This window comes from Variovorax sp. P1_G12 (assembly GCF_056405555.1).
In genome coordinates this window covers 376,480-397,154 of record NZ_JBFUBW010000001.1, presented here as the reverse complement: position 1 = coordinate 397,154, position 20,675 = coordinate 376,480, and the positions used below count along the sequence as shown (strand labels likewise).

At 65.0% G+C, this 20,675-nt stretch carries 22 protein-coding genes; 9 read left to right on the top strand and 13 right to left on the bottom strand.

Annotated features, from left to right (window positions below; translation table 11 throughout):
• Positions 1 to 15 precede the first annotated feature (15 nt).
• From AC1D2O_RS01955 to AC1D2O_RS01940, 4 genes are all read right to left on the bottom strand, one after another.
• A complete protein-coding gene (locus AC1D2O_RS01955) occupies positions 16 to 372 on the bottom strand; it encodes a hypothetical protein (protein WP_478156059.1) in 357 nt (118 codons plus the stop codon).
• Positions 373 to 666: 294 nt separating this feature from the next.
• A complete protein-coding gene (locus AC1D2O_RS01950) occupies positions 667 to 801 on the bottom strand; it encodes a hypothetical protein (RefSeq protein ID WP_478087642.1) in 135 nt (44 codons plus the stop codon).
• Positions 802 to 862: 61 nt separating this feature from the next.
• Positions 863 to 2,494 (bottom strand): adenylate/guanylate cyclase domain-containing protein, encoded by a 1,632-nt coding sequence (locus AC1D2O_RS01945; RefSeq protein ID WP_478087640.1) that lies wholly within the window; start codon positions 2,492 to 2,494, stop codon positions 863 to 865.
• Positions 2,495 to 2,669: 175 nt separating this feature from the next.
• Complete coding sequence (locus AC1D2O_RS01940; protein WP_478087638.1) at positions 2,670 to 3,326, bottom strand: DUF4148 domain-containing protein; 657 nt, start codon at positions 3,324 to 3,326, stop codon at positions 2,670 to 2,672.
• 268 nt (positions 3,327 to 3,594) lie between these two features.
• Between AC1D2O_RS01940 and AC1D2O_RS01935 the strand changes: the two genes are divergently transcribed.
• Together AC1D2O_RS01935 and AC1D2O_RS01930 are read left to right on the top strand one after the other, a co-directional pair.
• Positions 3,595 to 4,170: a sigma-70 family RNA polymerase sigma factor gene (locus tag AC1D2O_RS01935; protein WP_478087636.1), complete on the top strand. Its 576-nt coding sequence runs from the start codon at positions 3,595 to 3,597 to the stop codon at positions 4,168 to 4,170.
• Positions 4,157 to 4,837 carry an anti-sigma factor family protein gene (locus tag AC1D2O_RS01930; protein WP_478087634.1) on the top strand — a complete coding sequence of 227 codons (681 nt, stop codon included), beginning with the start codon at positions 4,157 to 4,159 and terminating at the stop codon, positions 4,835 to 4,837. The genes AC1D2O_RS01935 and AC1D2O_RS01930 overlap by 14 nt, the downstream gene beginning before the upstream one ends.
• Positions 4,838 to 4,882: 45 nt before the next feature.
• Here the strand turns inward: AC1D2O_RS01930 and AC1D2O_RS01925 are convergent, their stop codons facing one another.
• Positions 4,883 to 5,617 carry a hypothetical protein gene (locus tag AC1D2O_RS01925; protein ID WP_478087632.1) on the bottom strand — a complete coding sequence of 245 codons (735 nt, stop codon included), beginning with the start codon at positions 5,615 to 5,617 and terminating at the stop codon, positions 4,883 to 4,885.
• Positions 5,618 to 5,773: 156 nt separating this feature from the next.
• Between AC1D2O_RS01925 and AC1D2O_RS01920 the strand changes: the two genes are divergently transcribed.
• From AC1D2O_RS01920 to AC1D2O_RS01910, 3 genes are all read left to right on the top strand, one after another.
• Positions 5,774 to 6,715, top strand: coding sequence for a metallophosphoesterase family protein (locus AC1D2O_RS01920; RefSeq protein WP_478087630.1), 942 nt, complete (start codon positions 5,774 to 5,776; stop codon positions 6,713 to 6,715).
• 42 nt (positions 6,716 to 6,757) lie between these two features.
• Positions 6,758 to 7,114 carry a cupredoxin domain-containing protein gene (locus AC1D2O_RS01915; RefSeq protein WP_478087628.1) on the top strand — a complete coding sequence of 119 codons (357 nt, stop codon included), beginning with the start codon at positions 6,758 to 6,760 and terminating at the stop codon, positions 7,112 to 7,114.
• Positions 7,115 to 7,738: 624 nt separating this feature from the next.
• Complete coding sequence (locus AC1D2O_RS01910; protein WP_478087627.1) at positions 7,739 to 8,389, top strand: hypothetical protein; 651 nt, start codon at positions 7,739 to 7,741, stop codon at positions 8,387 to 8,389.
• Between the two features lie 65 nt (positions 8,390 to 8,454).
• On the opposite strand, the gene AC1D2O_RS01905 is transcribed toward AC1D2O_RS01910, so the two are convergent.
• From AC1D2O_RS01905 to AC1D2O_RS01885, 5 genes are all read right to left on the bottom strand, one after another.
• Positions 8,455 to 9,282 carry a MetQ/NlpA family ABC transporter substrate-binding protein gene (locus AC1D2O_RS01905; RefSeq protein ID WP_478087625.1) on the bottom strand — a complete coding sequence of 276 codons (828 nt, stop codon included), beginning with the start codon at positions 9,280 to 9,282 and terminating at the stop codon, positions 8,455 to 8,457.
• A 56-nt stretch (positions 9,283 to 9,338) separates the two neighbouring features.
• Entirely contained in the window at positions 9,339 to 10,001 is a 663-nt protein-coding gene (locus tag AC1D2O_RS01900; protein ID WP_442286031.1) for a methionine ABC transporter permease, read from the bottom strand.
• Complete coding sequence (locus AC1D2O_RS01895) at positions 9,994 to 10,869, bottom strand: methionine ABC transporter ATP-binding protein (protein ID WP_478087624.1); 876 nt, start codon at positions 10,867 to 10,869, stop codon at positions 9,994 to 9,996. The genes AC1D2O_RS01900 and AC1D2O_RS01895 overlap by 8 nt, the downstream gene beginning before the upstream one ends.
• Before the next feature lie 168 nt (positions 10,870 to 11,037).
• Positions 11,038 to 12,036 carry a Bug family tripartite tricarboxylate transporter substrate binding protein gene (locus tag AC1D2O_RS01890; protein ID WP_478087622.1) on the bottom strand — a complete coding sequence of 333 codons (999 nt, stop codon included), beginning with the start codon at positions 12,034 to 12,036 and terminating at the stop codon, positions 11,038 to 11,040.
• Between the two features lie 177 nt (positions 12,037 to 12,213).
• Positions 12,214 to 13,587: a hypothetical protein gene (locus AC1D2O_RS01885; RefSeq protein WP_478087621.1), complete on the bottom strand. Its 1,374-nt coding sequence runs from the start codon at positions 13,585 to 13,587 to the stop codon at positions 12,214 to 12,216.
• 625 nt (positions 13,588 to 14,212) lie between these two features.
• On the opposite strand from AC1D2O_RS01885, the gene AC1D2O_RS01880 reads away from it, so the two are divergent.
• The gene (locus AC1D2O_RS01880) at positions 14,213 to 15,409 is read left to right on the top strand and encodes a ParA family protein (RefSeq protein ID WP_478156058.1); all 1,197 of its coding nucleotides are present in this window, start codon (positions 14,213 to 14,215) and stop codon (positions 15,407 to 15,409) included.
• A 1-nt stretch (position 15,410) separates the two neighbouring features.
• Positions 15,411 to 16,466 carry a ParB/RepB/Spo0J family partition protein gene (locus AC1D2O_RS01875; RefSeq protein WP_478094435.1) on the top strand — a complete coding sequence of 352 codons (1,056 nt, stop codon included), beginning with the start codon at positions 15,411 to 15,413 and terminating at the stop codon, positions 16,464 to 16,466.
• 111 nt (positions 16,467 to 16,577) lie between these two features.
• On the opposite strand, the gene AC1D2O_RS01870 is transcribed toward AC1D2O_RS01875, so the two are convergent.
• Positions 16,578 to 17,375, bottom strand: coding sequence for a hypothetical protein (locus AC1D2O_RS01870; RefSeq protein ID WP_478094433.1), 798 nt, complete (start codon positions 17,373 to 17,375; stop codon positions 16,578 to 16,580).
• Positions 17,376 to 17,458: 83 nt separating this feature from the next.
• On the opposite strand from AC1D2O_RS01870, the gene AC1D2O_RS01865 reads away from it, so the two are divergent.
• A complete protein-coding gene (locus AC1D2O_RS01865) occupies positions 17,459 to 17,770 on the top strand; it encodes a hypothetical protein (protein WP_477650467.1) in 312 nt (103 codons plus the stop codon).
• 581 nt (positions 17,771 to 18,351) lie between these two features.
• Positions 18,352 to 18,780, top strand: coding sequence for a hypothetical protein (locus AC1D2O_RS01860; RefSeq protein ID WP_477650468.1), 429 nt, complete (start codon positions 18,352 to 18,354; stop codon positions 18,778 to 18,780).
• A gap of 248 nt (positions 18,781 to 19,028) precedes the next feature.
• Here AC1D2O_RS01860 and AC1D2O_RS01855 read toward each other — a convergent pair whose 3' ends face one another.
• Together AC1D2O_RS01855 and AC1D2O_RS01850 are read right to left on the bottom strand one after the other, a co-directional pair.
• On the bottom strand, positions 19,029 to 19,343 hold the full coding sequence (locus tag AC1D2O_RS01855; RefSeq protein WP_477650469.1) for an ABC transporter substrate binding protein: 315 nt from the start codon (positions 19,341 to 19,343) through the stop codon (positions 19,029 to 19,031).
• 974 nt (positions 19,344 to 20,317) lie between these two features.
• Entirely contained in the window at positions 20,318 to 20,512 is a 195-nt protein-coding gene (locus tag AC1D2O_RS01850) for a hypothetical protein (RefSeq protein WP_286521153.1), read from the bottom strand.
• Between the last annotated feature and the right edge of the window lie 163 nt (positions 20,513 to 20,675).

Genomic DNA, 20,675 nt, shown 5'->3' with positions numbered 1-20,675 from the left:
CAGTCAACGGAGATTTCAGACTCGAAGTCTGAGGGTGGAGAGAAAGAGTGGGTCGGGCGGAGGTCGCAACTCCGGTGCCACCGCGATGGGAGTCGCCGCGGCAAGCTGCGCCTCGAGGAGCAACGGCACGACGAGTATCTGCACGATGGCCGGCAGCGAAGGGGTTGCCACCTTCACCGGCTCGAACGACAACGACATGTCGGCCGCGTGCTGATGACAAAGCACGGGCTGCGCCGAATCCATTCCGTCGCAAGCTTCGCCCGCGGTCATCATTTCCGCCATCGCGGCCGCGTCAGCCGCGCCGGGGCAGACGTAGCTTGCCAGCGCCAGCTGCGAGAACAGCAGCGCCAGGACCACGGCGAACGCGGTCATGCAGCGATGGAAGGGACGGCGGAACATGACTTTCGAGAGTGTAGCGGCGAGCCTGAGCCTGAAGAAGCGGCGGCGACATGTAACGGCTGTTGCATTGGGAATGTCCGGTCCCGGTGAGAGCTAAACGTCGGCAACGGGCCCAAAGCGCCGAGAAGGCGACAGGCTACAGTTGGCCATGACCGGTCAGTCACACGCCCGCTTGCTATGACCGGTCTCGCCCACAATGCGGTCGCGCGGCGCAATCGATGCGTCGCGCATAGTTCTGCCCTCAATTCATTTCAGCAATCGCCTCTTTCACCTTTCTTCACGCAGTGGCGAGCTTGCACCATCGACATGCAACGCCGCTTTCGCCAGAACAGGCGTTGCGCAGTCCTTATAGATCACGCCATCCTTCATCACGAGCTGGACCTTGGCCGGGTCGGTCAACAAGGCGACCGTATCGCCGCTCCAGGTTTCGCGGGGGACAACGGCACCAACACGTATTGCCCCCTCATGCGACTAGGCGAGGCATTTGCCGCGCATCGGTCAGCACACGGACGCGCACCGCCTCATCACGGCCTCGCAGGCGTGCATTGAGCGGCGCCAGGCCGGTTGCCGAAACCCCAGCGCGCCGGAACACCGCGTCCGAGACGATGGCCTCGCAGCCAATGTCTCTTGTCAACTGCTGAAGCCTGGAGGCCACGTTCAACGCGTCCCCCAACGCCGTGAACGTCACGTGCTCACGAAAGCCGATCTCACCCATGACCGCGCGGCCGCAATGCACTCCGATGCCAAATCGTAGGGGCTGCTGCAAATGAGCCTCGAGCGCCACGTTCAGCGCCGCGATATTCATCGCGACCACTGGCACCGCGCGCAGCGCCTGGCGGCATGCAGTGCCAGGCTCGGTATCCAGGCCGAATATGGCGAGGACCCCGTCGCCCAGGAACTGGTTTGGCAGTCCTCCTTCCTGCACGACGGCGGCGCAGGCCGCAGCCAGGAAACGACTGACGAAGAACAGGCTGTCGAACGGCAATTGCTGCGCTGCGAGCCGGGTGGAATCACGCATGTCCACGAACATGAACGCGCCGAATCGCTCTTGCGGTATCGCGCCCCATCGGTGCTCCTGTTGGAAGGCCGTGGATGCCGCCGGCGGCACCAGGGGCCACACGGCAAGATCAGCTTTCGGATGCAACTGGCATGCGAGGCGTATGTATCGCCAATCGGCGCCGAGCCGCTCCAGCACGCGCCGTTCGGCCTCCGCTGGCCCCGGCAGCCCGACGTCGCTGAGGACGCGCACCCGGCACAACGAGCATCTGGCGCGACCCCCGCAGGCGCTCGCGTGAGGTATGCCGGCCATCCGGCTTGCCTCCAACACCGAAAATCCGAGCGGCACGTGGACCTGCCGTCCCTCCGGATAGCACACCCAAAATCGCCCTTTCCTGCGCTCCCACAGCGCACGCGCCAGTCGCGCCGAGAGCACCAGCAGCAGCGCGCCACCCTCGAAGAGGAGAAAGTCATTGCGCAAACCGACGAGCCAGCGATTTTGCGCTGCCGTCCCGACGACGGTCTGCGCCAGCGCTTGCGCGCGCCAGGCCGGGTTCTGGGCCAGCGCCATCACCTCGCGGCCGCCTTGCAGATAGCCCAGCAAGGCAAGCACCGGCAATAGCACTGCAACGCTCAGCAGCACACTGCGCCAAGCCCCGAACCATGGTTTCAAACGCAACCAGAACCAGATGCCGTAGCACCCATGCAGCCACGCAACCACGAGCAGTATCAGCTGCACGCGGCCGAACGCTGGCTGAGCGATCCAGAGCGAGTACAGCAGTTGGGCATAGCCCTTGTTCAAGCCAAACTCGGCAAAGGCGATTCGCGTGTTCACGAGGTGGTTGGCAAGCAGCGGCGGAATGCACAAGCCCAGGGTGAGCTGCGCCACCTCGTTCGGAGTCCAATGCAGCGAGCGCCGCTCGTACAGCGCCCACAGGCCCAGGAAGAAGTGCATGACCAGGGCGCTGTACAGGAAGGTCGTGCCAAGCCACCCCTGCCAGACGAACTTCTGCACCAAAAGGCCTCGCTCGAGCCATGCGAGAGAGGCATTGCCGAGCGAATGATTCAGGAGGTGAGTCCCGATATAGAAAAACAGCACGAGCCCACTCGCCAGCCGAACCGAGCGCGGTCCGGCCGGGCGCAGGGTTCGGAGATGTCTGAAGCCTGGCATGGTGCCCCCGTGCGAATTGTGCGACAACGCCGGCCGCGCCGCTGCACGGGGTCGAGCGACGCAGGCCGACCGCGACGGACTCCGGCCGACCTGCGCGAACGCATCACTGCGTGGCGCCGCCTGAGGCCGAAGGTGCCTCAGCGGCCACCATCCGGGACGGGTCGCCATTCGTCGCCCGCGCCTTGGCATAGCGCTGCGGGCGCACCTCGTTGAGCCTCAGGCCGCTTTCGTCATTCGCGAGCATGTCGCCCGTTCGGATCGCTTCGGCCAATTCGGCCTTGATCTGAGCGCGTGTCTTCCCCGCCGCCACAACCTGTGCAGGGTAGAGCTGCGGGTGCTCCTCGTTGACCCTCAGCCCACTCTCGTCATTGGCCAGGATGTCGCCCGTTCGGATCGCGTCGGCCAGTTCCGTCTTGACCTGTGCGCGCGTCTTGCCCTGTGCCACAACCGGGGAGGAATAGCGCTGCGGGTTCAGCTCCCTCAGCGTCAGGCCGCTTTCGCCTGGGGCGAGCATTTCGCCGGTTCGCATCGCTTCGGCCAGGTCGGCCTTGACCTGCGCGCGTGTCATGCCCCCGTCGGCATGGGCGGCTACGCCGAGTGCAGCGAGAAGGAACAAAGTGCCAGTGCTGCGGGCGAGCGTCACGCACGTGCGTGTGCTTGCACGTTGACGTGTTCGAGCATCGGCCGCGTTGGCCTGGCGTCGAGGACCGGCAATTTCTGAGCCGACCTGGGGGACAAATGTTGGATCGAATGTACGCATGATGATCTCCTGGGTTGAGCGGCACCACCTGTGCCGTGGTCGAGGCCTCTCAGCCTCCTGGTGCAGTACGGCGGCGATCCGCGGAATATTCCTGGCTGCACAACGGCGACCATGCCCTCGCATGCATTGGTTCTGAAAACGTGAACAACTACCGAAAGCGGGTGGAAGGGACCGCTCCATGTGCAGTTGCGTTCAGCACGCATGACGGATCGAAGACTCGACGCTCGCCCGGAATAAATCTGCGCCCCGGCCCGTCATGCAAGGAACCGTGATCGACCGTACCCGTCAATTCGAGGCCGCGACCTTGATACACCTGCCCGCCGCCTACAACCTGGCGCGCTGGTTGCTGCGCGATGCGCAGCAGGCGGAAGACGCAGTGCAGGAGGCCTACTTGCGCGCCTTGCGCTTTTTCGATGATCTGCGTGGCGAAGATGCCAGGCCCTGGTTGATGGGCATCGTGCGCAACGCCTGCTACGACTGCATGCGCGAGCGGCGCCGTCTGGGCCATCAGGTCGAGTTCGACGAGATGCACGACAGCGAAAGCTGCCGTCTGGCCGCGACTGCGTGGCCAGACGGCAGCGTCGATCCTGCTGTTCTGTGGGACAAACACGTCGTCGGCGAGCGCGTCAATGCGGCGATCGAAGCGCTGGCGCCGGTGTTTCGCGAGGTGATCGTGCTGCGCGAGTTAGAGGAAATGTCGTATGAGGACATCGCTCGGGTCGCCGGCATCCCGCTCGGCACAGTGATGTCGCGCCTGTCGCGCGCCCGTGCGCTGCTGCGCGACGCGCTGCAGGCAGAGCATGGAACCAAAAATGCGGTAAGGAGGCGCGATGCAATCGCCTGAAGACGACGCTCTCGGTCCGCTGATCCGGAGCCAGGCTTCGCGGTACGCACCGCCTGCGGGGTTGACCCGCCGCATCCTGGACGATGTTCGGGCAGCGGCCGCGCCTTCGCCGAGACCTCCCGCAGCCCGGCCCGCAGCCCGATGGCGTCGCTGGCTGGAGGCGGCGGCCGTCTACGGCGCCGGCGCCGCGACCGCCTGGGGCATTGCGTTCAGCCTGCTCGTGGTGCCTGCGCAGGACTTGACGCGCGATGCCGTGATGGGCAGCCACGTGCGCTCACTGATGGAGTCTCACTTGGTGGACGTTGCTTCGTCCGACCACCACACCGTCAAACCGTGGTTTGCCGGCAAGCTCGACTTCTCGCCGCCGGTCATCGACCTCGCAGCCGAAGGCTTCCCGCTGACCGGCGGTCGACTCGACTACCTCGACGGTCGGGCTGTCGCTGGGCTGGTCTATCAGGCCGGACCTCACGTGATCAACCTGTTCGTCTGGCCGACGCCGGATGGCAGTTCGGTCGCGTCCGAATTGCTCGCGCGACAGGGCTTCAACATCGTGCACTGGCGACAGGGTGGCATGCAGGCCTGGGCCGTATCGGACATGAATGCTGCGGAGTTGCGAGCCTTCACCGGGCTGGTACGTGAGCGCCTGGCAGCGGCCGACGCCCGATAGGCCACCGCGGGGCGAGCTGCTTTCTGTTGCGGCGGCGACCCCGGGTCACGGCGCCGCCGAGTCACTCCCTTTCGCATCGCGCCATCGGCCGGCGACAAACGAGCCGGCGAGCAGCAACAGGTAAGTGCCCACCAGGGCTCGGCGCCATGACGCGAGCGACGCCGCACGAGGGCGCGCCTCTGCCGCGTGTGTCACAAGGATGGCTTCGTATGGCTCGATACTGCGGCTCATGCGTATGAACCCCGCCGCCGAAAGCAGCGGAACCGCGACAAGAATCGCGACCAATACGACTCGGGCGCGACGCGACGCAACGCGATGACGCGCCGTGATCCACAGGCCCAGGCAACCATGCACCCAGCCGGGCGCGAGCAGAGCGATCTGCCAACCCTGCGTACCGCCCGAGATCAGTCCGGCGATGATCCTTTCGTAGCTCGGCTCGAAACCGTAGAAGGACGACGCCAGGCGGGTGTTCACGGCGTGGCCGATCAGCAGCAAGGGGAGACTGAAGCCCGACCACAGGCGGAGCCACTCCGTGGCCGGCAGTTGCCAGTGGCGGCGCTGGTAGATCGTGCGCAATGCAAGCGCAAAGTGCAGCGCGAACGCACCGTACAGCGCCGCTGTGCCCGGCGCGCTTTGCCACAGCCGGATTGACCAGCGCAATCCGGCCTCCGCGAGGGGCACCGACACGATGCCCAGCATGTGGTTGAACAGGTGCAGCGAGATGTAGCTCATCAGCACCAATCCCGAACCCAGGCGCAGGTGATGGGCAGTGAAAGGCATGCGAATCTCCCGTCGACACTCATGAACCGATGACTGTGCCCGAACGGAATCTATTCCGCGGGCGCGTGCGCGCCCCGTGCAAACGGCGGGAATAAATCCCAGCCCTCTTCCGTAATGCCACTTGCAACGACCTTCAACCCACTAAGGAGCAAGCAGATGAAGACGCACAATCCGGGCCGACGTCAAGCCCTCAGTTGTATATCCGCATGGGGCGGCGCGGCCGTCATTTGGACCGTGAGCGGCGGCATACCACGAGCCCTGGGAGCCACCGGTACTGGCACGCCGCCGGGCGCCGCGCGCGGTGGGCTGAACTTCGTTCAGATCAGCGACACGCACATCGGCTTCCACAGAGAGGCCAACCCGGATGTCATTGGCAGCCTGCGCCACGCCATCGCCGACATCAACGCGTTGCCTCAGGCTCCCGCATTCGTCGTGCATACGGGCGATGTCAGCCACTTGTCGAAGCCGGAGGAATTCGGCAACGCCAAGGAAATCCTCAAGGAGATTCGCGTCGACCGAATCCATACCGTACCGGGCGAGCACGACACCATCGACGATGGTGTCACCGGCTATCTGAAGTTCTTCGACCACGACGGCAAGGGGCGAGCCTGGTACAGCTTCGATCAGGGCGGCGTGCACTTCATCGGGCTGAACAATGTGCTCAACTTCAAGGCAGGTACGCTGGCCGCACTGGGCGACGAGCAACTGGCCTGGCTCAAGAGCGATCTCGCCGGTGTCTCGCGCTCGACGCCGATCGTCGTCATGGCGCACATACCGCTCTGGACGGTTTGGGAACCCTGGGGTTGGGGCACGGCCGATTCTGCCCAGGCGCTCGGGCTGCTGCGCCCGTACGGATCGGTCACGGTCCTCAACGGGCATATTCATCAGGTGTTGCAGAAAGTCGAAGGCCACGTTGCGCTGCACACGGCGATGTCGCTCGCCTATCCGTTGCCCACGCCAGGTCAGGAGGGGATCGGCGAACCCGGCCCGGTCAAAGTCCCCGCGGGTGAACTCGGCAAGCTGCTCGGCACGCGGCAGATCAGCGTGGTGCGCGGCAAGAGCGCGCTTGCCATGGTCGACCGGCCGCTCGAAGGCTGAACCCATCCCCCATATCTCGGAATCATTTCGAGGAGCTTCGCCATGTTCTGTCAATCTCTTCCCAACCAACGCAGTGCATTGCTCGCGCTGGCCGTTTGCTTCGCTGTGAGCCCGTCGGCCAGCTTTGCCGTCGACGCCGCGACGACCGTCGACGTCAGCAARTTCGCCTTCGGGCCCAAGGAGATCACGATTTCGCCCGGATCCACGGTGCGCTGGATCAATCACGACGAGGTGCCACACACTGTCGCCAGCGCACAGGGCCTGGACAAGGTCATCGCCTCGAAGGCGATGGATACCGACGATCGGTTCGAGGTGACCTTTCCAAAGGAAGGCGACTATGCCTATTACTGCACCGTGCATCCGTTCATGACCGGCGTCGTCCATGTGCACAAGCCATAGCCCGGCGCAACGTTCATCGCAACGGGCCGGAGGGCAGCGTTGGGCCCTGAAGCGACTTTCGCCCTCCGCCAATAGCGGCTGTTCACCCCTGGCCGCCGGCGCCAGGTCGCTCGGGCGCCCGGGTTCAGCCTCGGTCGCACATCGACAGCCATGGGATGGACGAAAGCCCAGTGGCGAAAAGCCAGGATGAGCGAAGGTCCAGCGGCGCGCCGCGCGAACATGTTGAGGCGCCGCTGCCAATTGCTTCTTGAAAATCAAGCGGTTGCGCAGGTGGCGATGCGAACACTGAGTGTCGTTCCGCACATGCCTTGCGCGCCGGCGGCGCCTGCCGGCGCCGAAGCTGAACACGCAGCCGGAGGGCGGCCGAATTCATCAACGCCGCGAAGGCCAGCCCGGAACTCAACCCCAGACATTTCCCCCTGCAGTTTCCGACTCGCCGGGGTTCGCACGAGCGCCGCTGCGCAGTGAAATGGCAGGTTGCTGCATGCGCCGACGCTCTCTCTGTGTTCGGCCACGCGCAACACCGCTCAGCGCTTCGCCCTGAGCAAAAAGGCGAGCCCCGAAGGTGCACCAACACCGACGAGGCTCTAACCACAACGTGCCATCAACAAGGAACCGCACATCATGGCTACCTCGGATCATAGACACCCCTCCCGCATCGCCATCTCCATTGGCGCCCCCTCGGTGCTGGTCTTCGTCAACACCTCCCACGCCCCTCCCCCGGACCACCGCCCGGCAGCCCCCATACGCGGCGGGCTGGGCGCCGCGCCCCGCCATGGCCTTGCATCGATGCTCGCGCGCACCTTGCCGCGGCCGTCTGCCGCAGGCGGCGCCTTCATCGCCCGCCACGCGCCTTTCGATGTGTTCGCCGAACTGGCCAGGCTCGTGGCCTCGGCGCGCAGCGAGATCCTGATCGTCGACCCGTATGTCAACGCGATCGCCCTCACCGATGTCGCCATCGCCGCGCGCGAAGGCGTTCGCATCCAGATCCTCGGCGACCGCGCAGGCACCAAGTCCAGCCTCGCGCCGGCGGCCGGCCGCTGGCAGGCGCAGTACAAGGCCGCGCGGCCGCTCGAAGTGCGCCTGGCACGCGCCAAGTCGCTGCACGACCGCCTGCTGCTGATCGACCGCGTGCAGGTCTGGAACCTGTCGCAGTCGATCGCGGATTTCGCGCGCACCTCGCCGGCGTCGATCGAGCGCAGCAGCACGGCGATCGAGAAGGAGAAGGCGCTGGCGTATCTGGGGCTGTGGATGGGGGCGGCGCCGCTGGCCTGAGGGCCCGGCCTGAGCCGCGCGACCGGACGGAGGGCGCCAAGCCACTCCGCCCGCTACTCATCCTTCTACTGCAGGAACGTCGGCTTGGCGTAGCCCGGGAACTTGCTGTCGACCACCGTGCGGAAGTCCTTCGAGTGGTAGGCCTCGACGATGTCCTTGGCCCACGGCGCGTCCTTGTCGGCGCGCTTCACGGCGACCACATTGAGGTAGTGGTCCGGCGTTTTCTCGAGCACCACCGCTTCGGTGAGCTTCAGGCCCGAGGACATCGCGAAGTTGCCGTTGATGATGGCGTAGTCGGTGTCACCGAGCGAGCGCGGCAGCTGCGCCGCCTCGAGCGGAATGAACTTCAGCTTGCGCGGGTTCTCGGCGATGTCCTTCTCCGACGCGCGCAGCGGGTCGATGCCGGGCTTCAGCGTAATCAGTTTGTTCTGCTCCAGCAGCACCAGCGCGCGCGCCAGGTTGCTCGGGTCGTTGGGCAGCGTGAAGCGGTCGCCGTCCTTGACCTCGGCCAGCGTCTTGCGCTTGGTCGCGTAGACGCCCAGCGGCGCGATCGGGCCCTGCACCAGCTCGACGATGTCGAGCTTCTGGTCGGCCGCGAACTTCTGCAGGTAGACCCGGTGCTGGAAGAAATTGGCGTCGAGCGAGCCTTGCGCGAGCGCCTGGTTCGGCTGCACGTAGTCGTTGAACTCGACCAGCTTGACCTTGTAGCCCTTCTTTTCGAGGATCGGCACGATGCCGGCCTTGAGCTGGTCGATGTTGGAGCCGGCAGTGCCGCCGATCACGAGTTCCTTCTTGGAGGGCGCCTGGGCATGGGCCTGCAGCGACAGGCCGCCGAAAGAAAGGGCAAGCAGCGACAGCGCGAGCACGGAACGGCGGGCAATGGAATTTTTCATGGGAACGTTCAACGGTTTCAAATAAAAGGGAGAAATCGAAAATCGGCCAACGCGCTTCAGCGCTTGTCGAGGCGACGTGCGGCGGTGTTGCCGACGAACTGGATGATCTGCACCAGCACCACCAGCAGCGCGACCGTGAGCACCATCACGTCGGTCTGGAAGCGGTAGTAGCCGTAGCGGATCGCCAGGTCGCCGATGCCGCCGCCGCCCACCACGCCGGCGATCGCCGAGTAAGACAGGAAGCTCACGGCCAGCACGGTGAAGGCCAGCACCAGGCCCGAGCGGGCCTCGACGACCAGCACGCGCCAGATGATCTGCAGCTCCGAGGCGCCCATCGCGTGGGCGGCCTCGATGACGCCGCGCGGCACTTCGCGCAGGCACTGGTCGACCAGCCGCGCCAGGTACGGAATGGCCGCCACCGACAGCGGCACCGCGGCCGCCAGCGGCCCGATCGAGGTGCCCGCGATCACGCGCGTGAACGGCACCAGCGCCACCAGCAGGATGATGAAGGGGAAGGAGCGCACGGTGTTCACGATCCAGTTGAGGATCAGGAAGGTCGGCTTGTGTTCCAGCGACTGGCCGGGGCCGAGCAGGAACAGCAGCACGCCGAGCGGCCCGCCGATCACGAGTGCGGCCGTGAGGCCGATGCCCAGCATCATGAAGGTCTGGGCAATGGCGAGCCCGAGCTCGGGCAGGATGGCGACGATGTTCTCAGGCATGGGCCAGCTCCTGGGTGCCTGCTTGGCGGTGGATGGAAGACGCGGCCTGGGCCTCGAGCGCTTCGCGCGCATCGCGCTCGCGGCGCCGCACCAGCGCGTCGATCTCGCGGCCCAGCGCGGTCGTGCGCGCGGTGGCCGGCGCATCGACCTCGAACTGCTCGACCAGGCGTCCCTGCTCGAGGATCGCGACCTGGCGGCACAGCACCTCGACCACCGACAGTTCGTGGGTGACGATGACGATGGTCACGCCGAGCTTGAGATTGATGTCGCGCAGCGTCTCGAGCAGCGAGCGCGTGGTCTCGCTGTCGAGCGCCGAGGTGGGCTCGTCGCACAGCAGCACCTGGGGCCGCGGCGCCAGTGCGCGCGCGATGGCCACGCGCTGCTTCTGGCCGCCCGAGAGTTGCGCCGGGTAGCTGTCGATCTTCTCGGCCAGCCCGACCAGGTCGAGGCACTCGCGCACGCGGGCCTGGATCTCGGCGCGCGAATGGCGGCCGTGGATCTTGAGCGGGAAGGCGACGTTGTCGAACACGGTCGCGTTCTGGATCAGGTTGAACTGCTGGAAGATCATGCCGATGTTCTGCCGCGTGTCGCGCAGTTCGCGGCGCGACAGCGTGGTCAGGTCGCGGCCGCCCACGAAGACCTTGCCGGCATCGGGGCGCTCGAGCAGGTTGATGAGGCGCAGCAGCGTCGACTTGCCGGCGCCGCTCTTGCCGATCAGGCCGAACACATCGCCTTCATGGATGTCGAGCGAGAGCGAACGCACGGCGTCGAAGACCTCGCCGCCGGGAAGAACGAAGGATTTCTGCACCGACTCGAGTCGGATCAGAGGCGGCCGAGTCTGTGGCTCGGCCAGGGAAGAGGAAGTCATGAACAGTTGAGGCGCGCACCGCATGCCAAGCACGCAGGCCGATGCGGTGGCACGGCAAAGTCTGCAAGTATCGCGACTCGCTCGCCTGAAGGGAACGACGCATTGGAAGGCTGCTTATATGCCTCGGGGCATAAGCGCGTCCTGCCCGAAGCGAGGACACGCGGGAGCTCAATCGCCCCGGATCCCGACCGTCTTGACGATCTGCGCGTAGCGCGCGTACTCGGCGCTCACCTCGCGCGCGAACGGCGCTGCCGCGAGCCCGGTGACCTCGATGCCCTGCGCGGCCAGATCGGCGCGCGCCACCGGATCCCGCACGATGCGGCTGGCGTCCAGCGCGATCGCGTCCACCACGGCCTGCGGCGTGCGGGCCGGTGCGAAGAGGCCGAACCAGGTGCCGGCGCGGAATCCGGGATAGCTGGCGGCCACCGTCGGCACCTCGGGCAGCAAGGCCTGGCGCTCTTCGCCGCTGACCGCCAGCGCAACCAGGCGGCCGCTGCGGATGTGGGGCAGCGCCGGGCCGATCGCAATGAACATCAGGTCGACCTGGCCGGCGATGACGTCCTGCATGCCCACCGGTCCGCCGCGGTAGGGAATGTGCGTCGCATGGATGCGCGCGCGCTGCTTGAGCATTTCCATGCTCAGCTGCTGCGGGCTGCCGTTGCCGGCCGAGGCGTAGTTGTACTTGCCGGGATGCGCCGCGGCGGCGCGCGTGAAATCGGCCAGTGTCTTGAAGCCGGTCTTCGGATTCGCCACCAGCACGAAGTCGATCTTGCCGAGCGAGGCCACCGGCACCAGGTCGCGCAGTGCGTCGTAGGGCAGACCGGGCTGCAGGTTGGGCAGGATCGTGATCGGCCCGTCGGCCCCGACCAGCAGCGCATGGCCATCGGGGGCGGCCTTCGACAGTGCGTCGGCGGCGACGATGCCGCCGGCGCCGGCGCGGTTGTCGATCACCACCGGCTGGTTCCAGCGCTCGGACAGGCGCGTGCCCAGGTAGCGCGCGAGCACATCCGGCGTGCTGCCGGGCGTGTTGGCCACCGTGATGTGAACGGCCCGCGCCGGAAAGGCCGGCGTCTGGGCCTGGGCCTGGGCATTGGTGTTGGCCGGCCAAAGGGGCGCGGCGCCGAGCGCCAGGGTCAGGACCAGCCTGAGGAATGCGGATGCTCGCATCGGGAGTCCCGGGGATGAAGGGAACGAGCCGCGTCGACCGGATGTCGCGGCATGGGGCGCGATTGTGCGGATTCGGAATCGAAACGCGAACGACCGTTTCGGCAGATGCTTATCCGCGATCCGGCATATGGAAGCGGGACGTGGTGGAAGCCCGCGCTTGCCTGCCCGGTGCGGCGTCTATGGCAAGGCGTCGAACAGCTGGCGATCGACCTTCCAGTCGGGGCCGTAGGTGGCGTCGGCATAGGCGTACACCACGGCCGATCCCAGCAGCCCGTGCAGCACATCGCCCTGCGCCGCGCGCCGGCTGATGACTGCGTTGAGCGCGCCCTTGCGCGCCAGGTCCTGAAGCGCCTGGTCGACCCAGCGCTTGAGGTGCGCGGGTTCGAGCGCGGCGACTTCCTTCTTCATCGCCTCGATCTGCTCGCGCAGCCAGTTCGCGCCTTCGACGTTCGGCGCCGGGCCGGCGGGTTCGGGCGCGGATTCCGGCGCCGCGGGCACGGCCGCGTCGGCGCGCGCCCGGGTGTCGGGGCCGCCCTCGGTCACCGGTTCGTTGCGCAGCAGCGAGCGCAGGTAGGAGAAGGCGTTCTCGATGGTGCGCAGCGACTTGTTGGCGGCGCGGCGCTCGAGCACCTCGATCTGGGCCCGCACGCGTTCGTCGCCGAACTCTTTCAGCAGCCCTTCCAGCTTGATCTCCCGGATGCCCAGCGTTTCGGCGCGCAGCACCAGCGTGGCGTCCACCGGCTCGCCCGAGAGCGGCCTCGGCGCCGGCGCCTGGCGCTTCTTGCGGACGGCGAACTGGACCTCGGTGATCACCCTGCCCTGCTTGTGCTCGATCAGGTCGATCTCGAGGTCGGTTTCGGCGTTGATCTCGACCACCGCGTCCTTCACCCGCTCGTTCTTGAACTTGCGCCATTCGCGCCGCTCGGGCCCGGGCCCGTTGCTCAGGGCGTCGACCCACCAGGTCACGGGCTTGCGGCTGGTGACGCCGCTGGGGTTCTCGCGGTAGCGCGCACAGATCTCGTAGAGCGCCACGGCGGTGTAGGAGCCCAGCTTGGCCAGCACGTCGAGGTCGATCCGGGCCCAGCGCTGCGGGTCCCGGAGTGCGGCCATGATCGTCGGCGGATAGGACCAGCTGACCCAGTTCTCGCCGCGCCGGAGTTCCAGCGCGACTTCGGACAGCATCGAGAAGCCGCGCCACTTGACGCCGTCGCCCGGTGCGGTCGACTCCCAGTCGACCTCCAGGCTGCGCATCTCGATGAGGTACTTCTTGGCCGCCGTGCGTTCGCTGCCGCTGGAACCCGTGGTGCGCAGGATGGCCGCCAGCGGGGCCTCGAACATGAAGTCGGCCGCGGGCATCCCGGGCAAGGCGACCAGCCGGGTCTGCGCCACCTGCAGCAGCGCGCTGTAGATGCGGCGCCCGGTCAGGGTCACGCGGGCCGAACGCGGCATCATCACGATCATCTCGTGCGGCTTCCTGAGCTCCAGCACGTCGTCGACGGCGTGGCTCATGATCGGCTTGTCGCCCGGATTTCCCGCGATCTGATGACTCATTGCAGCGTCGATCTTATGTCCAACCGGGTTTGGACACAAGCCAGCGGTGTCGGCCGCCGCCGAGGCCGATCAATTCCTGGACATTTGGCGTGCGAGGGGGCGCGGCGGGGCCGATTAAAAGCTGGACGTTTGCGGAAGGCGGGCCCGAATCAGGGTGGCCGCGAGGCGATTAAAAGCCGGACATTCGGCCCAGACCGCCCTCCGAAGAGGCGCCAGGCGAGCCCGAGAGCCCGCTTAAAACCCGGACACTTGCGTCAAACGGCCTCCGAACCGGCCGAATCCGGCTGTGGATAAGGCTGTGTACCCCGCCGATGAGGAGCTGGACGGATTCCGACCAAAGGCTGGACGCATCCGATCAAAAGCTGGACGCAAGCGATTAAAGTCTGGACGGATGGGCCGCTGGATTGACTCTAAGTCGTTGATTTAATTGAAGAAATTCCAGTTATCCCGGCGCTTAATCTCTTGAAGTTATTCAAGTTTCTCTCTTAATCTCGGGAGAGAGCCAAGAAAAGGGACCCAAAGCGGGATCCGCGTCCAAGTCTTCACTTGATATCGCGGCCATTCTTCGTTTTTTCCCCAGTGCCCTGCATAATCGCACGACACTCAAACTTTCAAGGCAGATTCCGTGGACATCAAGCAAACCATTCGACGTCAGAACCTGGAAGACATCGAGCAACAGGCACACAAGATCGCCGGGATGATGGACCGCATCCGCTCGGCGATGCTGGCGCCCACCGCTGTGAAGTCTGCGCCCAGCCTGAAGGCGGTGCAACTGGCGGACCTGTGCGGTGTCGACAAGTCGAAGATCTCGTACCGGCTCACGCGCGGCGACCTGCCTGCCGGGGAAATCCACGGCAACAGCCGCGAGTGGACCATGGCGGAGGCCCAGAGCTGGGCGCGCGAATTGCGTTCCGAGCACCTGCGGCCCGAAGGCGCGGCGGGCATCACGATCACGGTGGCCAATTTCAAGGGCGGCGTGGCCAAGACGACATCGGCCGTGACGCTGGCACAGGGCCTGTCGATGCGTGGCCACCGCGTGCTGTTGGTCGATCTCGATCCCCAGGGCTCCGCCACGACGCTGTTCGGCGTGCTGCCGGATGCCGAAGTCGAGACCGAGCACACGGCCATGTCGCTGTTCACCGGCGATCAGGAAAACCTGAAGTACGCCGTCCGTCCCACCTACTGGCCGAACATCGACCTGGTGTGCGCGGCCCCCCTGCTCTACGGTGCGGAATTCCACCTGCCGGCGCGCCAGGCCCGGGATCCCGGCTTCGAATTCTGGCGGGTGCTGGACCGCGGGCTGGACCTGCCGCGCGAGGAGTACGACGTCATCGTGATCGACACGCCACCCTCGCTGAGCTACGTGACCATCAACGCGCTGATGGCGGCGGACGGCGTGATCATGCCGCTGCCGCCGTCGGCGCTGGACTTCGCGAGCTCGGCCCAGTTCTGGGACCTGTTCTCGGACCTGTGCAACCAATTGGTCCGCAGCCGCGGCAAAGACAAGAGTTTCGAGTTCATCGACGTCCTGTTGTCGCGTGTCGAGGCATCGGACACCGCCAGTTCGGTGGTGCGGCAGTGGGTGCTCGAGGGCTATGGCGACAAGGTACTGCCGATCGAGATCCCGAAGACCGCGGTGGCGGCGACGGCGAGCGCCGAGTTCGGCACGGTCTACGATCTGCCGCGGGGGTCGGTCAACTCCAAGACCTTCTCACGGGCCAGGGTGGCCTACGACCGGATGTGCGAACTGATCGAGCAGCAGATCGAGGCGGTCTGGGCGCGTCAGGTCGCGGAGCGGCAAGTTCTGGAAACGGCGGTTTGACATGGGATTGAAAGACAAAGCTTCCAAGATCGACTTCGCGTCGATCATGCCGACTGCGCAGCCCAATCCGGAGCTCGCAAAGCCCAAGACGGCGCCCGGCGCGATGATGGCATTTGCCAACGATCAGCGCTCGGATCTGTTGCGGGAGAACGACCAGCTTCGAGTGCGCGCAGCGCAGGTGGACGAACTGGAAGGGCGCCTGAGCGAAGTCAGCGAGGAACTGCGCAGCTGGGATGGCGCGCTGCCGGCACGCCTCATCGACACCGCCGACATCGCGCGCAGCGAGTTCGCCAACCGGCATGCGTCGGCTTTCGAAGGAAAGCTGTTCGAGGATTTCAAGCGCGAGATCCAGGAGGCTGGCCGGAACTCGCAGCCGATCAAGGTTCGCGCGATCGCGAATCCAGGCGATGGCCCGCGCTACGAACTGGTGTTCGGGCACCGGCGTTACGAGGCTTGCCGCCAGATCGGCTTGCCGGTCTGGGCGGTGGTCGAGAACCTGGACGATCGGGCGCTCATCGAGGAGATGGACCGGGAGAACCGGGGCAGGGCGGATCCTTCGCCCTGGGAGCAGGGCATGACGTACCTGCGCGCGCTCGACAAAGGTGTCTATCCCTCGAACCGGCAGATGGCGGCGGCGCTGGGCGTCGACATCAGCAATCTCGGCAAGGCGCTGGCGCTGGCTCGACTGCCTGCGACGGTCATTGCGGCCTTTCCGACGCCGCAATCGATCCAGCTGGCCTGGGCAACCGATCTCGGCAAGGCGATGATCGAAGACGAATCGGGTTTGCTCGCGCGGGCGCAGGCCCTGTCGATGGACAAAGGCGTGCTGCCCGCCAAGAGTGTTTTTGCCGGGCTGGTGTCGCCGCCTTCGGTGGTGCCCGAGGCCGCTCCGCTGCCGGCACAGGCCAGCCATGCGCTGAAGGTGGCTGGCCAGAAGGTGGGCTCCTTGAGGTTCGACGCCATCGGGCGGCCCTCGGTGAGGCTGTCGATCAAGCTGAACCAGGATCAGCAGAAGGCTCTGATCAAGGCGATGCAGGGATTTGTCGATTCGATCTGAGTGTCGGGCTGAAGGCAAAGGGGGGGTAGTTTCAAACTACCCCCCTTTTTTTTGGGGTCCGGCACCGAACCGTGGAGGGGGTAGTTTCAAACTACCCCCGGCCCGCAGTGATCAGGAGCGACCCGCCTCGATGCGTTCCAGCGACGCGAGAATCTCCGCCAGCGTCGATTTCATGATGCCCATGTCCCGATCGCGGCGTGCCTCGGCCAAGGGGTCGAAGCCGGGCCCCGCGGCCTGCGCGCCGCCGGCAAAGCCGTCCTTGGCGCGTGCCACCACATCGTCCAGTTTGGTAATGAGGTTGTTGCGCAGCGTCGAGAACTGGGCGAGCTCCCGACGCACCGCAGCCATTTCCCGCGTCAGCATCGCAAGCTGCTCCTGAACCTCCTGAACCTCCTGCAGCACTGGCTCCGGCGTGGCCACCGCGGGTGCCTGCACCGAGGGCGGGGGCGAGATGGGGCCGAGGGCGGAGCGGAAGTGGTCGGCGGTGCGGGCCACAGCCAGTTCGAGGACTGCGTGGGAATCGGACTCGGCCAGGAAAGGCCACAGTTCGTACACGCGTCCGATCGCCGCCGCGGTGCGCAGCCTGAGACCGGGACGACCGCTGCGCCGCGGTCGTTGCAGCGCTTCGTGGGTGAGCGAGGAGGGCGCTTCGCTCGTGTCGATCTCCGCCTGGCTGGCCATGCAGGCCCTGAATGCACCTGCGGCGCTCCACTTCTTGAGGGAAGCATCGGCGGGTGCGCGCACGCCATGGATCAACGTCAGGATGCGGCCGAGTTCTGCCAAAGTGCAGACGGCTGGCCACCCTTGGCTGGCCACGACTTCCCTGGCGGATTCTTCATTCTGATTGGCCGGGGAATGGTCGGCAGGGCTCGCCAGGCGAATGTCGACGAAGACTGGAGTGGGCTGCATCGGCTTATTTGGTTATGCAATAACCTAATTATGTGCGACAAGCGGGCATGAATCGACAAAATGCCTAGCGGCTGCATCATTTCGTGAAACATTCGAGCCAGATCGTTGAGAAAAGATCGATAAGTCATTGTCACAAAACAAAAAAATCAAATGCTTCAAAATGTCGTGAAACATTGGCGCTGCTCGGCCCGGCGAACCCGATTAAAAGCTGGACGCTGGGGTGCGTGGAGCGGGCATGCGTCATCATTTCAGGTCTGGTGCGTCACTATTTCCTGTCCTACTGCCGCATCGTGAAAAATGCCATGCTGCACCGCAGCGAATCGTCGCCACACCTGCAGCCCCGCTGGGCACGGCAAAATCCTGGAACAGGCCCTAGGGGACGGGATGGACTATGACGAGCACGGTGCGTCCACAAAAGGGGGAGGGTGCCGGGCTTCTGCATGTTCGCTGACTCCACGAACACAAGTGTCCGGGTTTTAATCGACGACCGCCCACGATGGTCATTCCGGCGAAATACTCCAGCCGAACGTGCGATCTTCTGGAGACACGCGAAGTCGTGACCGTCGAATCGGCCAGATTGAGGTGCCGTTCAGAACGGCTACCGCGCCCATCGCGAGGCGTCGTCACCCGTGGTTGTGATGCGCATGCGGGTCGCCGTCAGCGTGGCGCCACTGGCTGCGGTCAGTGCGGTCGTGTCTGAACCTGAATGTCGTGCGTCACCAAGGGCTCGTTCCACCAGGGTGTGCGATTACCCCCCAACTCGACCTCGACCAGCGTTCCGAAATGCAAAACACCAACGGTCGGTAACCGGGTTTGCCGCAGGGCGAAACCGATCCCGAAGCCCCCCGATCCCATAATTGATCCATCGTTTCGAGGGCGCCTGCCAACTGCAAACTGGCGCCCCATCAAGCAACTTTGTCTGAGCACCAGCCGCCCACCAGATCCACCCATTCACGACTTCTTCTGAAAGCCGCGCATGAAGAATCCGACAGCCCCAAAGAAGATTGATCCCAGGCTCCAGCCGCCGTCCGGTCGCCTCTTGAGCTTGGTACAGGACCAATTCATCGAACTGATCGCAGCCGTCAAGATCCTGGGCTGCGGCCTGGTGTCCGAGGTCGACCTGACGATTCACTTCAAGAACCAAACCGGGATTCACCACCTCAAGGAGATCCTCTCTGCATCTACCATCCGCAGCCGAGGCATCAAGACCCAGCGGCCCAACGAGAGGATTCTGGAAGGTATTCAGCGCCAAAGCATTGCGTTCGCCGATTGCCTGATGGAGTTCGGCGAGGAGAAGACCCAGGACATCGACCTGGTCGTGCGCTACACCAACGGAACCGCGTTCACCTACTGCCTGCCGGCCGAAGAGGAGGAGGCGCTTCTCGGGGACGTCGACGAGGATTGAACGTGCGCGACCCGTAGCCGGCGTCTTCCAGCACGGCGGCATCGTCGGATCCCACGCATCTTGAGCGGTGCCCGACGACACTGTTGGCGACGTTATCCGAGCCGAGCCATACGAATGAAGCGACGCCAAACGGAGCGATCAGTTGCCATGCCAGGTCTCGGGCTGCGGGGCCTTACGGCTACAGTCGGGCCAAGACCGGTCTCTGGCCCTGCACCGAAACGCAAGGCGCAGTCTCCAACCACCGCTCGTCATCTGATCACCCTGTCTGCACGCGCCACAAGATCCCGAGGAACTGTGATGCCCAACACCTTGGCCGTCACCAGGTTCACATTCAACTCGTAGCGCATCCGTTGCCAGCACGCCAGCTCTGACGGTTTGGTGCCGTTCAATATCTTGTAGACCATTCCCGCGGCGCTAGTCGCGAGCTCCTTGAAGTCTGGGGAATAGGTCAAGAGCACGCCCGCTTCTGCAAATCCCCGGCCATCTGCGACTGCGGGCTTATAGAGCGGACACGATGGCTGCCACAAAGCGGTCCCTCGACCAGTGTCCGATCGCCATGTCACGCGACCACGCCGAACCAGAAATGGTGACGCAGATCCGAGCGAGAACAAGTAATCGAGTCGCCAAGGCCCGACGCATGCAACACCGAAGACGCGCAAGTGCGCGTCGCGATTTGTGGAGCAGGGGAGTATTTGGTGTCGCGCGACAGTTTTTCACCATTTCAGGTCTGGTGCGACACCATTTCCTGCATTCTTGCCACAACATGAAAAGTGGCGTGCTGCACCGCAGCAGAACGCCCCCCGCGTGGGTCCGGGCCAGCCGCGACGCCAGGCGAGGGGAGGCAGGCGGGGGCAGCGAGGCTGGCATGTCGCGGCCGCCGAGCGCGCGCTGGCCGTGGGAGAGGCAAGTTTCCGCGCTATAGCTAGCTACAGTCGACGGGAAGTAGACATCAGCACGGCGAATTCCAACAGCGCCGATCGCCGATCTGGGTGTCGGTCCTTTTGTACGGACTTTCGACACGGTCCTCCAGTTTTCCCCAGACAGGGCCTTGCCGAAGCAGTTCGGACAACTGGCTGACCGTCATGCCGTCGGCCGGGCCGCAGGGTCCCCTGAGCGGGTGGACCCCGAACTGCCTGATATCAGTCAACCCGTGCCACTGTCCGATCCGCCCACCTGGAAGCACGCGCCCTTTGCGCGCGCCAGGGCATCCCGGTTTTCTGGCCGCGGCCCGATCGCGACAAGCGCGCCACCTGAGCCGTCAAAACGTGTATGGCAGCCTTCGCTCGGCGATTTGGCGAAGAAGCTCCAAGGACATGGCGGCTCCTTTCCTGGGGCTGAGCGAACGTGGGGCGACAGCGGCTTTGACGAACACCACAGGCTGGCGCCTGATCAGCGGCGCGCGCTCATCGTGCTCGCCGAGGCTCAAATCGCCGCCCAACTTGCGATGGGGCTACCGAACGCCATCGTAGGTGTAGGGTTCCCCCTTGAGCGTGGTCTAGACGAGGGTGATGCTGACACCGCTAGACATACCTGTGAATCACTTGTTGTACAGGCGTGGCACCCCAACGTTGATTACGCCGAAGCTGGAAAGCAGCACGACCACGGCCAGTGCAAGGAACAGGATCGTAATGATCGTACCCACCGGCGCCGGGATCGGGATGAAGCTCACCAGATACCAAGCCACGCCGACGATCAGCATCCAGATGATGGCATTGACAATATTGCTGAACATGGTTGCCTTTCGTTATAAAAGCTTGGCAGAGCATTATCCGGCGTAGACACTTTTTCAGCGTGTCGCGGAGGTCTTTCGGCTTCTTGTGCCGGACGTGATCGATCGTCTGCTGCTCGGTGGAGTGCCCGCCCATCTTGCGCGCCTCGCCGATGCTCTGGCTGTC

What these genes read in the sequence shown, in the direction of transcription:
- AC1D2O_RS01955 (WP_478156059.1), bottom strand. Translation starts at nt 372, where the DNA reads ATGACCGCGTTCGCCGTGGTCCTGGCGCTGCTGTTCTCGCAGCTGGCG.
- AC1D2O_RS01940 (WP_478087638.1), bottom strand. Translation starts at nt 3,326, where the DNA reads ATGCGTACATTCGATCCAACATTTGTCCCCCAGGTCGGCTCAGAAATT.
- AC1D2O_RS01930 (WP_478087634.1), top strand. Translation starts at nt 4,157, where the DNA reads ATGCAATCGCCTGAAGACGACGCTCTCGGTCCGCTGATCCGGAGCCAG.
- AC1D2O_RS01925 (WP_478087632.1), bottom strand. Translation starts at nt 5,617, where the DNA reads ATGCCTTTCACTGCCCATCACCTGCGCCTGGGTTCGGGATTGGTGCTG.
- AC1D2O_RS01920 (WP_478087630.1), top strand. Translation starts at nt 5,774, where the DNA reads ATGAAGACGCACAATCCGGGCCGACGTCAAGCCCTCAGTTGTATATCC.
- AC1D2O_RS01910 (WP_478087627.1), top strand. Translation starts at nt 7,739, where the DNA reads ATGGCTACCTCGGATCATAGACACCCCTCCCGCATCGCCATCTCCATT.
- AC1D2O_RS01905 (WP_478087625.1), bottom strand. Translation starts at nt 9,282, where the DNA reads ATGAAAAATTCCATTGCCCGCCGTTCCGTGCTCGCGCTGTCGCTGCTT.
- AC1D2O_RS01900 (WP_442286031.1), bottom strand. Translation starts at nt 10,001, where the DNA reads ATGCCTGAGAACATCGTCGCCATCCTGCCCGAGCTCGGGCTCGCCATT.
- AC1D2O_RS01895 (WP_478087624.1), bottom strand. Translation starts at nt 10,869, where the DNA reads ATGACTTCCTCTTCCCTGGCCGAGCCACAGACTCGGCCGCCTCTGATC.
- AC1D2O_RS01890 (WP_478087622.1), bottom strand. Translation starts at nt 12,036, where the DNA reads ATGCGAGCATCCGCATTCCTCAGGCTGGTCCTGACCCTGGCGCTCGGC.
- AC1D2O_RS01885 (WP_478087621.1), bottom strand. Translation starts at nt 13,587, where the DNA reads ATGAGTCATCAGATCGCGGGAAATCCGGGCGACAAGCCGATCATGAGC.
- AC1D2O_RS01875 (WP_478094435.1), top strand. Translation starts at nt 15,411, where the DNA reads ATGGGATTGAAAGACAAAGCTTCCAAGATCGACTTCGCGTCGATCATG.
- AC1D2O_RS01870 (WP_478094433.1), bottom strand. Translation starts at nt 17,375, where the DNA reads ATGCAGCCCACTCCAGTCTTCGTCGACATTCGCCTGGCGAGCCCTGCC.
- AC1D2O_RS01860 (WP_477650468.1), top strand. Translation starts at nt 18,352, where the DNA reads ATGAAGAATCCGACAGCCCCAAAGAAGATTGATCCCAGGCTCCAGCCG.
- AC1D2O_RS01850 (WP_286521153.1), bottom strand. Translation starts at nt 20,512, where the DNA reads ATGTTCAGCAATATTGTCAATGCCATCATCTGGATGCTGATCGTCGGC.